We start from the raw sequence: 12,130 nt of genomic DNA, 5'->3' as shown, positions 1-12,130 counted from the left end.
CTCTGATAAATACACCCTCATCTCCTTATATTAAGCGGGAGATCAGGGTGTTTTTCACTTTTGTTAAGAGCATTGTACTTTTGACCATGTTTAACTACACTTTTAAAAGTAAGCTAACTCTTTTCTCAGCGGAGGAAACATGTCTATTCAAGTTCGGGATTTAAACAAGTCATTTCGTGTCCATGTCAGGCAGGAAGGCTGGACGGAAGCGCTGCGCAGCCTGTTTAAACGGGAATATCAAACCGTTCATGCGGTGAAGGATGTATCGTTCACAATTAATACCGGTGAAATTGTGGGGTTTCTCGGACCGAACGGAGCCGGTAAAACAACCACGATTAAGATGCTGGCCGGTTTGCTGCATCCTACGTCCGGACATATTCGTGTGAATGATTTTAAACCGCAGCAGCAAAAAAACGAGTTCAAAAAAATCATGAGTTTGGTGATGGGACAGAAAAGTCAATTGATATGGGACATTCCGCCGATGGAGACTTTTCTCGTGAATAAAAGCGTTTATGAAATCGACGAAATCACGTTTCGTCAAACGCTCGATGAACTGGTGGAGTTGCTGGAATTGGCTCCTTTGCTGGGAAGACCGGTTCGAAACCTGAGTCTCGGGCAGAGGATGAAATGTGAATTAGCCGCCTCTTTGCTGCATCGTCCATCCGTCTTATTTTTAGATGAACCGACGATCGGTTTGGATGTAAATACGCAGGAAAAGGTGCGCCAGTTCATTGCCAAATACAATCGCGAACATAAAACGACGATACTCCTGACCTCTCATTATATGGGTGATGTCACCGCACTTTGCGACCGGGTATTGATCATTAATCACGGAAAACTTCTTTACGACGGGGAACTGCAGAGTTTGACGGAAAGATTAACGCCGTATAAGCTGCTCGAGGTTCGTCTTCCTTCAGGCGCCCACGGTTCGTGGGAAAGCTACGGGGAAGTGGTTTCTTTTGAAGACGGGAAATTGACGCTGCGGGTTCCGAGGGACCGCGTGCCGGTCGTCTCATCCGAATTGCTGGCCCGATTTGAAATCAGCGATCTGAATATTCAAGATCCGCCGATGGAAGAAGTGATTACGTTAGCCTTCCGGGAGGAGTCTCATGCTAATTAAATACCGGGCGATCTTGCGCATGAAGTTTGTGGAGATGTTTTCTTATCAGCTCTCTACGATGGTTTGGATGTTCGGCACGATGGTCCAGCCTTTGATCACCATGATGGTGTGGATGAATATTTATCCGGATCAGGGGGATACATTTGTTTTGTATTTTATTGCTCTGATTGTGGTTGAACGTCTGACGAGCGCCTGGGACGTATGGGAAATGGACCGTCAAATACGGGAAGGGACATTCTCTTACCAAATTGTCCGGCCTTTCCATCCGGTTCATTGGGCGATCGCCGAAAATATCGTATATAAAGGCTTGTTTCTGGTTGTTCTTTTGCCTTGCTGGATCGTTCTGTCTTTCTTTATTCCTTCTCTTCAGCTGCACCTGCCCGCAAGCGGGTGGGGATTGTTTTTAGCCGCATTGCTGCTAGGAGCGATAATCCGATTTGCTTTTAGTTATATGTTCGGCATTTTAGGGTTTTGGATGACGAAAGTGACTGCAGTCTACGCTATGTTCGAAACCGTTTCGTTATTTATTTCCGGGCGGATCGCCCCGTTTTCTTTGCTGCCGCCTGTCGTCAAACAAATCAGCACCTTCTTGCCTTATCGTTATATGATCGGCTTCCCTCTGGAAATTTTAACGGGTGCGGCGGACACTCGAACGCTTCTGACCGGATTTGCAGGTTCCTTTATTTGGGCGGTTCTTCTCATTGGGGCGATCGTTTGGTTATGGAAAGCCGGACTCAAGAAAAATCAAGCGGTGGGAGGATAACATGAGGCGATACGCACGTATATTTAAAGAGTTTTTCCGGACTTGTCTGGTCGAGGAGCTCGAATACCGCAGCGAGTTTGTGGGGAATCTTTTTTCGAGTTTATTCGGCATTTTGGTCTCGATTTTAATGGTGCAAATTTTCTTTTACCAAACGGATGAGTTGGGCGGCTGGGCATATGCCGACGTTCTGATTCTTCTTGGGATTTACAATACGCTGCAAGGGCTCGTCGATTTCGCGCTTCGCCCCAATATGCCAAGGCTTCTTTTACACATTCGGATGGGGACTTTGGATTATGTGCTGACCAAACCGGTGGATAGTATGTTTTTCGTAAGTTTGCGGCATCTTGTTTTCTGGCGTTTGATTGATGTCCTGTTAGGGATGGGGCTGGTGATCTACGGCCTGTTGCAAAAGCATTTCATGCCTTCCATGCTTGATGTAGGGTTCTTTTTCATCAGCATCATGGCTGCTTTATTGATCATTTATTCTTTATGGATGCTGCTGATGACCACCGCCTTTTGGGTGATTCGGATGGATGATTTGTCTTTCCTGTTCAACTCCTTTTTTGAAACCGCGCGATTTCCCGTCACCATGTACAAAGGTTGGTTGCGCATAGCCCTCACTTATGTTGTGCCCGCGGCGTTAATTACGTTTACTCCGGCGAGTTCGTTAATTGGCCAATGGAATGTTCGGGCAACCTTTGCGGCAGTGATCGCAGCTGTCGTTTTCTTCTGGCTCGCTCGCCGGTTCTGGAGGTTTGCTCTTGCGAATTACACGAGTGCAAGCAGTTGATAACCTTAATCGAACGGCTGTTGGATATTGACTTGGAGTTAACTCCAGATGCGATAATATCGGATATTAGGGAGGTGGGGCTGCATGTTGATAGCCGAAGTCAGTGAAAGGTTTGATGTTTCTCAAGATACGCTGCGTTATTATGAACGAATCGGACTGATTCCTCGTGTCAATCGCAATAAAAACGGAATCCGGGACTATACGGAAGAAGACTGCAGATGGGTCGAATTCGTCAAATGCATGCGCGGCGCAGGTCTTTCCATTGAAGTGTTGATTGAGTATGTGGGGTTATTTCAACAAGGTGACAGCAGCGCTCAAGCGAGGAAAGAACTTCTGGTCGAGGAACGTAAAAAACTCGTAACCCGAATGGAAGATATGAAGAAAGTATTGGAACGTCTCGATGACAAAATTGCAAGGTATGAACAGGGCGTAGTTGAAGCGGAAAAAGGGCTGAGGAATCAGCAGGATTAGTTGTAGAATGCTCTGAAACGCTTCCGCTCTGAAAGGAGATGAGGAGCCATGGCGAAGTTTCCGATCCTCATTAGCGAGGACGATGAACTGCACAACAAGCGGGCAATCAGGCACATTGCCGAAGAATTCATGATGGACGGACAAAAAGTAACACGCATTCATACGGCCTGGAAACTGGAGAGCGGCCCCATTATGGTCTACGAATATATGTCCGCCAACAATCCTTCGGGCAGCATATGCTTTCTCGACTCATTAGACGACTACTTCAAAGCATGTGAAGAAGTGAATTGGCTCACGCCCATGGTTTGGAGCGGAAGAGAAAAATGATACTTACTTATATCACCTTAACTCTATTTGCATTTATGAATTTAGTGTTAGTATACAGAATGATCAAACATAAGTTCACCAAACGGCATAAAGAAAATGTAACTATGCTATTGTCTTCAGGTGTTCTCTTGATTGTTTTATCTATATACAATTTGGAGTGGCCGATTTTCATAAGTCTGCTTATTTTTAGTAGTATTATTAGCCTTGTTTTTCTTTTAATGTCGTTAATAAGATTGCTCAAAAAATAACGATGATATTAAAGCTCGCCTACAGGTTCAAAATATACGATTTAAGTGCATACCAGTTGCTAAGAGCTAGTATACCCCCGGAGGCTCTCATGATATTGAAAAATCTCTTTTTTCACGTACACTACTGCAACTCCAAGCAATCGGGCAGATCAGGTGCGCGCCCTATTAAAACCAGTAGAACCCTTCAGCATCATGAACTCGTTTTTTTCGCAAAGGCGAAGGGGACGTTTAAAATCGATAAAAAGGCATACGAACTGAAGGACGGGACGCTGCTCTATATTAGCCCGGGTATGCCGCATGCAATCGAGACGGATCCTGAAGCTCCTCTGAGCTGTTTTTCCGTCCATTTCAGTTATGCGAGTGTGAATTTAAGCGAAGGTGGGTGGAACCTGCAAAAAGGACCGCGAGATCTACCTCTACCCTTTGAGCAAGAATTAAAGGATTATTATCAAATTGAGGACGTGTTTAAAAAGCTGGTGAAGACTTGGGATGCCAAGCTGCCGGGTTATGAGTTTATATCCAAAACCTTGCTTCAGCAGTTAGTGATTGTCATCTTCCAAAACATCAAAAAAGAAAACCCTAACTACTCCTCTTCCTTGAAAGTGGAAAAAATCATCCGGTATATGCATGAACATATACAGGATAAAATCACCTTGTCGCAATTGTCAGATCTGGTGCAGTTGTCACCAACTTATTTGTCCAGAACGTTTAAAGAAATTACAGGGTATTCCATTATAGAGTTCTTTAACAAAATAAAGATGGACAAAGCAAAAGAAATGATTTTGGAGGGCAACAGGAAAATCAAAGAGGTTTCCCGGGCTCTCGGGTTTACGGATGAATTTTATTTTAGCCGCATATTCAAGAAAACGGAGGGTCTCAGTCCTTCCGAATTTTACAGCAAAAATGTCCATGGAGTTTAATATCCTGCATGGCACATAAGCTTTCCGGCTGCTAAGATGAGGGTGTTATTGTGAAGTGCTGTTATACAATCACGATGAATGCCAGCTCTCGCAGAAGGAAGGCTTTTTGTGATGCCCATATGGAAAAGAAATCTGTTTGTTTGCTGGTTCGGGATGTTTGTCACAGGTATCGGCATGAGCCAGATCGCCCCGATCCTGCCGTTATACATCAAGCAGCTTGGCGTGCACGATTCGGGATCGATCTCCCAATTATCCGGACTTGCTTTCGGGATTACCTTTATCGTATCGGCAATCTTCTCGCCTATATGGGGGATAGCTGCGGACAAATACGGACGTAAACCGATGCTGCTCCGGGCAAGCCTGGGAATGGCTATCATTGTAGGCTGTATGGGTTTTGCTCACAATGTATTTATTTTGATCGGGCTCCGGCTGCTGCAGGGGGTCATCACAGGCTACAGCACGGCTTGCACGACCCTGATTGCCACCCAGACGGATAAGGAGCATTCGGGCTGGGCGTTAGGAACCCTTTCGACAGCCAACACTTCAGGTTCGTTAATCGGGCCGACGATCGGCGGTTTTATTGCCGAACATTTTGGCTTGCAGCATTCGTTTTTTGTAACAGGCGGGTTGATGCTGGTTGCCTTTATGACAACGGCTCTATTCGTTAAAGAATCGTTTGTTAGACATGATAATAAAGTGCTGAATATGAAAGAAGTTTGGAACAGCATACCCGAAAAAAGCTTGACCATTACGCTTTTCATCACTTTTTTTGTCCTGACGGTGGCCATGTATTCCGTGGAACCGATTATTACCGTCTATGTGGCCCAGCTGTCCCGGAATACCGACCATGTGGCTTTAATCGCCGGAATCGCCTTCTCCGCTTCGGGGCTGGCCAATATTATTGCCGCTCCCAGACTGGGGAGACTGTCAGACCGAGTTGGGGCCCACAAGGTCATACTGGGCGCACTCATCGCGGCGGGCATCTTGTTTATACCCCAAGCTTTTGTGAGCGATCCTTGGCAGTTGACCGGACTGCGTTTCCTGTTTGGACTTGCGGCGGCCGGGCTTAGTCCGTCCGTCAACACCCTGATGAAAAAAATCACCCCGGATTCCCTTACCGGGCGGGTGTTCGGGTTTAACATGTCCGCAGCTTATTTAGGCGCTTTCGGGGGCGCGGTGTTTGGCGGGCAAATCGCTGCGTGGTTCGGGATTCCGTACGTATTTTTCGTCATGAGCGCGCTGTTATTCCTGAGTGCATTATGGGTTTATTTTAAGGTGTATAAGAGACTTAACATAAATAAGCTCACCTTATACAAAAAATGAATCAGTCGAGGAGAGAATGATATGACAAACGAAACCGAAGTTTTGGATGCGAAGAAAACAGCGCTTGTCGTTATAGACCTGCAAAAAGGGATTGCCAACCCGGAACGCCGGCTAGCCCCCAATTCGGTGGAGCAGGTGGTGGGGCAGGCCAGCAAGCTGGTGCAAGCTTTCACGGAAAAAGGAGCTTTCGTCGTGCTCGTGAGAGTCTCGTCTGTAGACGGCAAAGATATGTTAAAACCCGAAACGGATGCCGCCCCGATTGCCATGCAGCGGCCGGAAGGCTGGGACGAATTGATACCCGAGCTGGCAGGTTTCGAAAAAGCCCACGTGGTAACCAAACGGCAGTGGGGTGCTTTCTACGGCACGGATCTGGATCTTCAGCTGCTCCGCCGCGGTATCGACACCATCGCGCTGTGCGGGATTTCCACTTCGATCGGTGTGGATACGACGGCCAGAGAAGCTTTTCAGCATGGATACAATCAAATATTCGTGGAAGAAGCGATGACGGCTTCGACGAAAGAGGAACACGATTATGTAGTGAAAAACATGTTCCCTAAAATGGGCAAAATCCGAACAACAGATGATGTGATTTCGGCGCTAAAACAATAGCGCAATAACCTATTTGAATTCGCCGCTGTCTTAAGCGGCGTTTTTTTTCGTTTGATTTACATTTTCGACATTAGCAGTTGCCGCATTTAAATGTACCGTATGGTATATAAAATGATCTAAGTTTAGTTGATTTTTATCAGAATTAAGTTGACAAATCCGATTGATCGGAGGTAGAATGAACCGTATATAAAATACCAATCGGTATAAAATGAGGTGTTTCGATGTCCGGCTCCCTTCAAAGACTTGGTACGCAATGCCCGGAGATATCCTCCGGCCTTTCGCGGTCGGCGGCTTTGCTGTATGCATTCGTTTGCGGTTCTGCGGTAGCTACCGTTTATTTTTCCCAACCATTGCTTGATGAAATTGCCGCTGAATTTGGTATCAACAATGCAGTGATCGGCACCGTGGTTACCGCCACACAATTGTGTTATGCGCTGGGTTTGTTCTTCCTGGTTCCGCTTGGTGATTTGCTTGATCCGCGCAGGCTCGTAACCGGGATGTTGGCGCTCTCGGCTGTCGCTTTAAGCATTGTGGCGTTTGCTTCGAACAGCTTGGTACTGTTTGCCGGAATGGGACTGGTCGGGTTTTTGGCCGTCGTTGCCCAAGTCCTTGTGGCGCTTGCGGCCGACCGGTCGTCCCCGGATCGCCGGGGACAGGTCATCGGACTCGTTACGTCCGGTATCGTCATCGGCATTCTGCTGGCCCGAACGTTCTCCGGAACAATGGCCGATTGGATGGGCTGGAGGTCCGTCTACATAACCTCCGCCGCAATCACCGTTTGCATGGCCTGCGCTTTCCTGATCGTTACACCCGCGGTGCGGCGGCCGTTCCGAAAAATCTCTTATCCTGATCTGCTGCGATCAGTTAAAGATTTATTCATGCAAGTTCCTCTTATGCGGGTTCGTGCCGCACTTGCGTTTTTCATTTTTGCAGACTTCAGCATTTTATGGTCGTCCATGGTGCTGCCGCTTAGCTCTTCGCCCTTTTCGTTAAGCCATACCGCTATCGGGCTGTTTGGTCTTGCGGGCGCAGCGGGCGCTTTAGCAGCCGGCAGGGCGGGGAAGCTGGCCGACCGCGGGTTGGGTGAACGAACGACCGGTGCGGCATTGCTGCTGTTATCGGTTTCCTGGCTGCCGATCGGGTTATTGAACAGCTCGCTGTGGTTTTTTGCCGCAGGGGTCGTCATGTTGGACTTTGCGGTGCAGGCGGTGCATGTTACGAATCAAAGTATGATTTTAAGCGTTCGTCCGGAAGCGAGGAGCCGCATGACCGGGGGATATATGATCTTTTATTCCTTCGGAAGTGCATCGGGAGCGGCGGCTTCTACGTCCGTTTATTCATGGGCGGGATGGCACGGGGTATGTATACTCGGGGCCTTAATAAGCGTAGTTGCGCTGCTTTTTTGGGCATGGACGCGCCGAACATCCGGCGGGCAGTGAAAAATCAAAACGGAGCGGCCGCGGAAAACCCGCCATCGCTCCGTTCTAAACCTGTATAAAAGCACGCCGGTTTCAGGGGTTCGTTTGTCTTTGGTTAACCTTGCCCAGAAGACCCGCTAATCCGGCGATCCCGAGAAGCCCCAGCCAGCCGGGGGAATACCCGCGGGTTTGGCCGTTTGCCGGTATCGCAAGGGCCCTCGTCTCGTCGCCGGTTGCGCCCCAGCGGCCTCCCGAATAGCCATACAGATCCACTTGCTTCCCGTCAGGGGTCGTATAAATACCAGGGCCGTAAATGATTTGAGGAGGGCTGGCCGTCGACCAAGGCAAATTGGCTCCGGCGTACGTGCCGGGTACCGCGGGTGCCCCCGCTTCCGCCTGCACTTCGGAACACCAGAGGAGACAGGACAACAACAGCGCGGGGATTACTGCGCTTTTCATCGGGGAGAAGCCGGCTTCGCCGCTTGCTTTGCCGAATTTTTCACTTTTTCATCGCTCTCGGCGAATTCGGCGTCTGTGCGGTTAGCTGAAGCGGCCTCGATCCAATCGCCGGCGTCGGCGGTGACGTCGAGATTTTTCATGCCTTCCTGCGTCTTTTTATCCATGTTATATTCGCCTCCTTGTTCGTAGGATGCCTTTCGGACGGCTCATTCATTCCCGAAGCGTGAATGACAACAATCGTTCAAGCAAATAATGAAAATGGTTATCCATCCATTACGTTTACCGGACCACCGGAAACTCGCTAACCATAACACCGGAAATAATGCGATCGAAAGGTGGCTGCGTAGCAGTGGAAGCAACGAAAAAATGGGACCTGGTCTCGCTCGCTTCTATTCCGCTCAACATGACATTGGGCAATTCCATGCTCATTCCGATTCTTCCCGCCATTCGCAAAGAACTGGGGATCAGCTCCTTTCAAGTAAGCATGATTATTACCGTTTACTCGATTGTGGCGATTTTTCTGATCCCCATTGCAGGGTTTCTTTCCGACCGATACGGAAGGAAAAAAGTGATCATCCCAAGCCTGGCTGTAGCGGGAGCGGGAGGGCTCTTGTCCGGCATTGCCGCCCTATGGCTGGAGCATGCTTACGTATGGATTTTACTGGGGCGGCTGCTGCAGGGAGTAGGTGCGGCGGGAGCGGCTCCGATCGTCATGCCTCTCGTCGGCGACATGTTCAAAAAAGAATCGGACGTAAGCGAGGGACTCGGGGCGATCGAAACGGCCAATACGTTCGGCAAAGTGCTCAGTCCGATTCTCGGTTCGCTTTTGGCTGCAGTCGTGTGGTATGTTCCATTTTTTGCGATACCGGTATTTTGCCTGGTCTCGCTTGTCATGGTCGGTTTTTTGGTCAAGGTGCCGAAAAAGCGGGAGCAAGAGCCGCCAAGCCTCGGGCGGTTTCTCAAATCGATCAAACAGGTATTTGGGGAAAAAGGCCGCTGGCTTTATGCGATTTTTGCGATCGGCGGCATCTTCATGTTTGTCCTCTTTGCAGCGTTATTTTATTTGTCCCAAATACTCGAAGATCTATATAACATCGACGGTGTTTTCAAGGGGGCCCTGCTTGCGATCCCGACGGCGGCGCTTTGTTTGTCCTCATTTACGGCAGGAAAGTGGATCGGGGAAAACAAGCGGCGGATGAAATGGGTCAACTTTTTCGGCGCGTCTCTGGCAACGGCGGCGATGCTTGTATGCGGATGGTTTCGCAGCGACTCGATCTATATGCTGTTTATTTTCATGACCTTGGGCGGCATCGGTATCGGAATGGCTTTGCCCTGCCTCGATGCGATGATCACGGAAGGGATCGTAAAGGAGCAGAGGGGGACGGTATCCTCCATTTACAGCAGCATGAGGTTTATCGGGGTGGCCGCCGATCCGCCGGTCGCCTCTTTGCTGATGGAGCAAACGCACAGGATGCTCTTTTTTACGATGGCCGGGGTTGGTGTATTGGCCGCATTGCTCGCCATGTTCGCGATTAAACCGAAACAGTACGGAGGGAAACCGAAGCCGCCCCGGAAAAGGGCAGTGTCCGAAGAGTCCGGGAAGGAGTATATTTTCCGGCTGACCAGAAAGGGCGGAGCGGGGTAAGCGGCGGCATTCGTGCTAGAAAGTGATTAACCCAGTAAATATTTAACATATTGACTTGATCGTGGTTGATTTATATGATTAAGTTACGCTTAATTTCCGGATGATCCGGAAAGCGGGGGAACCAACGTTTTTGGGGCGAATCATGCATTCTGGCATGTAGGGGACCATCTTTGCCCGAGCCCGGCAGCTAACCTCGTCAGCAGTGGATGGGTCGCCTTTTTACAATGTGCATATTTTTTTGCATAAAAGACCAGACCCGAATACGGGTCTTTTTTTGTCTCTTTTGGACCCATGGCGGCTTCAGGGTGGTTAGCGTGATTTTTTCGCGCGTGTCCTGGCTGGATTTGGGTCTTTTTGCAGTTTCATCGATTCTTTCATCCGGAGGTGGCGTATGGTCCAGCGAATATCCGCATCTCATCTGCACGAGCTCACCGATCAGCAAAAGGAAAAGCTGCGAACGCAATGGGCTCCCGAAGAAGGGGAGTATATTGCGATTGGCGATCATGAAGAAATGATTTATTACTTAAACGGGGTGGAGAAGCATAAATCGCTCCCGCTATTAACCGTCGGACAAATGATAGCATACCTGACTGAGCATGAAGCTGGTTTTTGCATGCAGCGGGATTCGGAGGAATGGGTCGTACGAATGTCCGCGATGGAGGAAAGGGAGGAAGAATTATGCGATGCCCTGTGGAATGTGATGAAAATCGTGCTGTGACATAACGGGGAGCGGCCGCGGCATCATAATTTCATTGATCATCTCCAACTTACTTCATTTTTCATAACTTCCCCCATCCATTTTGTTTTTCAAGGAGGCTCTGCAGAAGCCTCCTTGAATTACGCAATTCATTATTGCCGATTTCCAGTATAACCCATAAGGCCCGGCGTTTCTATTTTCAACCGCAAGCAGCGGGCAGAACCTCCCCCGCTACTCCCAACAAACGGACAAATAGCACTAATAAAGGACCTGGCGGCGTTTTTTTCGCCAGTTTTCATACCAAGACGCGCGGCATCGCGCCATGAAATGTTTATTTTTGCGCAAATGAATTTGAAAATACGCAGTACGTGCCCCTTTTAAATAAAAGCATATTGACAAGATTGACAGTATGGCGTTACTCTAAAGATGTAATACGAGCATAAATGAACATAAAATAAACAAAAAGAAGCGATTTTGATGTTTGTTTCTGCGGGTGAGGGGTGACGCAAGTGTTGGCGGCAGAAAGAAAGCTGAGAATCGTGGAGCATGTCAGGCAGCACCGTGTCGCTTCCGTGGTGGCTTTGGCCGTCGAATTCGACGTGCATGAAGCGACCATTCGCCGGGATTTGGCGGAGCTTGAGCAGGAAGGACTGCTCAAACGAACGCACGGCGGAGTCATTGTGGAGCAGCTGACGCATAACGAGCCGCCGTTTAACGAGCGTTCGCATGCGCAGCTCGAGCAGAAAATGCGCATCGGCAAGCTGGCGGCCAATCTGGTCGAGGACGGCGAGCATATCATCATCGACTCCGGCACAACGACGCTGCACATCGCCAAAAACCTGGTCCATCGCTCGAATCTGACGGTAGTGACCAACGACATCAACGTGGCGGCCGAGCTGCGCGATGCGCCGGGAGTGAAAGTGACGGTAACCGGAGGGGAGCTGTATCCTTCCAGCTACATGCTGAACGGAATGTTTACCGATCAGGTGCTGCGGTCGCTGCACGTGTCCAAAGCGTTCATCGGCACGCCGGCCATTCATCCGAAGCATGGCCTCATGCATCCCGAAGCCCAGCTTGTGACGGCCAAACAGGGAATGATCGGCGCCGCGCAGGAAGTGATCGTCGTGGCCGACGAAACGAAGATCGGCAAGCTGTCGCTGCACACGGTCGCGCCGAATTCGGCCATTCATACGTTAATTACGAACAAGGAGCTGCCGGAATACGAGGCCAAGCCGTTTCGCGACGCCGGCATCAACGTGCTTCTTGCCTGACCCTTCGGTGAAGCTTTCGCGACCGCTTCGGCGGCCGGAAATTCATATACTTTTACGAATAACATACGG

General features: G+C 49.3%; 14 protein-coding genes and 1 riboswitch. Of the genes, 12 read left to right on the top strand and 2 right to left on the bottom strand.

What is annotated here, in order from left to right; all coding sequences use genetic code 11:
- Positions 1-139: 139 nt before the first annotated feature.
- From MYS68_RS27430 to MYS68_RS27390, 9 genes are all read left to right on the top strand, one after another.
- Positions 140-1,120: an ABC transporter ATP-binding protein gene (locus MYS68_RS27430; protein WP_248928877.1), complete on the top strand. Its 981-nt coding sequence runs from the start codon at positions 140-142 to the stop codon at positions 1,118-1,120.
- A complete protein-coding gene (locus MYS68_RS27425; protein ID WP_248928876.1) occupies positions 1,110-1,883 on the top strand; it encodes an ABC transporter permease in 774 nt (257 codons plus the stop codon). Before MYS68_RS27430 ends, MYS68_RS27425 begins: the two co-directional genes overlap by 11 nt.
- A 1-nt stretch (position 1,884) precedes the next feature.
- Positions 1,885-2,673, top strand: a complete 789-nt coding sequence (locus MYS68_RS27420; RefSeq protein ID WP_275984038.1) for an ABC transporter permease — start codon at positions 1,885-1,887, stop codon at positions 2,671-2,673.
- Positions 2,674-2,757: 84 nt separating this feature from the next.
- On the top strand, positions 2,758-3,144 hold the full coding sequence (locus tag MYS68_RS27415; RefSeq protein ID WP_248928874.1) for a MerR family transcriptional regulator: 387 nt from the start codon (positions 2,758-2,760) through the stop codon (positions 3,142-3,144).
- Between the two features lie 48 nt (positions 3,145-3,192).
- Positions 3,193-3,471: a hypothetical protein gene (locus MYS68_RS27410; RefSeq protein ID WP_248928873.1), complete on the top strand. Its 279-nt coding sequence runs from the start codon at positions 3,193-3,195 to the stop codon at positions 3,469-3,471.
- A 337-nt stretch (positions 3,472-3,808) separates the two neighbouring features.
- A complete protein-coding gene (locus MYS68_RS27405; RefSeq protein WP_248928872.1) occupies positions 3,809-4,639 on the top strand; it encodes an AraC family transcriptional regulator in 831 nt (276 codons plus the stop codon).
- Between the two features lie 111 nt (positions 4,640-4,750).
- The gene (locus tag MYS68_RS27400; protein ID WP_248928871.1) at positions 4,751-5,962 is read left to right on the top strand and encodes a multidrug efflux MFS transporter; all 1,212 of its coding nucleotides are present in this window, start codon (positions 4,751-4,753) and stop codon (positions 5,960-5,962) included.
- Between the two features lie 21 nt (positions 5,963-5,983).
- A complete protein-coding gene (locus tag MYS68_RS27395; protein ID WP_248928870.1) occupies positions 5,984-6,571 on the top strand; it encodes an isochorismatase family protein in 588 nt (195 codons plus the stop codon).
- A 221-nt stretch (positions 6,572-6,792) separates the two neighbouring features.
- Entirely contained in the window at positions 6,793-8,010 is a 1,218-nt protein-coding gene (locus MYS68_RS27390) for an MFS transporter (protein WP_248928869.1), read from the top strand.
- Between the two features lie 72 nt (positions 8,011-8,082).
- Here MYS68_RS27390 and MYS68_RS27385 read toward each other — a convergent pair whose 3' ends face one another.
- Together MYS68_RS27385 and MYS68_RS27380 are read right to left on the bottom strand one after the other, a co-directional pair.
- Complete coding sequence (locus MYS68_RS27385; protein ID WP_248928868.1) at positions 8,083-8,448, bottom strand: hypothetical protein; 366 nt, start codon at positions 8,446-8,448, stop codon at positions 8,083-8,085.
- Entirely contained in the window at positions 8,445-8,612 is a 168-nt protein-coding gene (locus tag MYS68_RS27380; protein WP_248928867.1) for a hypothetical protein, read from the bottom strand. The genes MYS68_RS27385 and MYS68_RS27380 overlap by 4 nt, the downstream gene beginning before the upstream one ends.
- 239 nt (positions 8,613-8,851) lie before the next feature.
- On the opposite strand from MYS68_RS27380, the gene MYS68_RS27375 reads away from it, so the two are divergent.
- From MYS68_RS27375 to MYS68_RS27365, 3 genes are all read left to right on the top strand, one after another.
- Complete coding sequence (locus MYS68_RS27375; protein ID WP_248931032.1) at positions 8,852-10,093, top strand: MFS transporter; 1,242 nt, start codon at positions 8,852-8,854, stop codon at positions 10,091-10,093.
- A 76-nt stretch (positions 10,094-10,169) separates the two neighbouring features.
- Positions 10,170-10,311, top strand: a riboswitch (cyclic di-AMP (ydaO/yuaA leader).
- Between the two features lie 173 nt (positions 10,312-10,484).
- Positions 10,485-10,811, top strand: coding sequence for a hypothetical protein (locus MYS68_RS27370; RefSeq protein ID WP_248928866.1), 327 nt, complete (start codon positions 10,485-10,487; stop codon positions 10,809-10,811).
- Positions 10,812-11,299: 488 nt separating this feature from the next.
- Positions 11,300-12,061, top strand: coding sequence for a DeoR/GlpR family DNA-binding transcription regulator (locus MYS68_RS27365; RefSeq protein WP_248928865.1), 762 nt, complete (start codon positions 11,300-11,302; stop codon positions 12,059-12,061).
- The last annotated feature ends 69 nt before the right edge of the window (positions 12,062-12,130 follow it).

This window comes from Paenibacillus hamazuiensis, from assembly GCF_023276405.1.
Taxonomy (GTDB): domain Bacteria; phylum Bacillota; class Bacilli; order Paenibacillales; family NBRC-103111; genus Paenibacillus_AF; species Paenibacillus_AF hamazuiensis.
The sequence above is the reverse complement of the archived record's forward strand: the minus strand, read 5'-3'. Positions and strand labels throughout refer to the sequence as shown.

Bases quoted from the DNA above. Each gene is read 5' to 3' on its own strand.
- MYS68_RS27390 (WP_248928869.1), top strand. From the start codon at position 6,793: ATGTCCGGCTCCCTTCAAAGACTTGGTACGCAATGCCCGGAGATATCC.
- MYS68_RS27420 (WP_275984038.1), top strand. From the start codon at position 1,885: ATGAGGCGATACGCACGTATATTTAAAGAGTTTTTCCGGACTTGTCTG.
- MYS68_RS27425 (WP_248928876.1), top strand. From the start codon at position 1,110: ATGCTAATTAAATACCGGGCGATCTTGCGCATGAAGTTTGTGGAGATG.
- MYS68_RS27430 (WP_248928877.1), top strand. From the start codon at position 140: ATGTCTATTCAAGTTCGGGATTTAAACAAGTCATTTCGTGTCCATGTC.
- MYS68_RS27370 (WP_248928866.1), top strand. From the start codon at position 10,485: ATGGTCCAGCGAATATCCGCATCTCATCTGCACGAGCTCACCGATCAG.
- MYS68_RS27415 (WP_248928874.1), top strand. From the start codon at position 2,758: ATGTTGATAGCCGAAGTCAGTGAAAGGTTTGATGTTTCTCAAGATACG.
- MYS68_RS27380 (WP_248928867.1), bottom strand. From the start codon at position 8,612: ATGGATAAAAAGACGCAGGAAGGCATGAAAAATCTCGACGTCACCGCC.
- MYS68_RS27395 (WP_248928870.1), top strand. From the start codon at position 5,984: ATGACAAACGAAACCGAAGTTTTGGATGCGAAGAAAACAGCGCTTGTC.
- MYS68_RS27405 (WP_248928872.1), top strand. From the start codon at position 3,809: ATGATATTGAAAAATCTCTTTTTTCACGTACACTACTGCAACTCCAAG.
- MYS68_RS27400 (WP_248928871.1), top strand. From the start codon at position 4,751: ATGCCCATATGGAAAAGAAATCTGTTTGTTTGCTGGTTCGGGATGTTT.
- MYS68_RS27385 (WP_248928868.1), bottom strand. From the start codon at position 8,448: ATGAAAAGCGCAGTAATCCCCGCGCTGTTGTTGTCCTGTCTCCTCTGG.
- MYS68_RS27375 (WP_248931032.1), top strand. From the start codon at position 8,852: ATGACATTGGGCAATTCCATGCTCATTCCGATTCTTCCCGCCATTCGC.
- MYS68_RS27410 (WP_248928873.1), top strand. From the start codon at position 3,193: ATGGCGAAGTTTCCGATCCTCATTAGCGAGGACGATGAACTGCACAAC.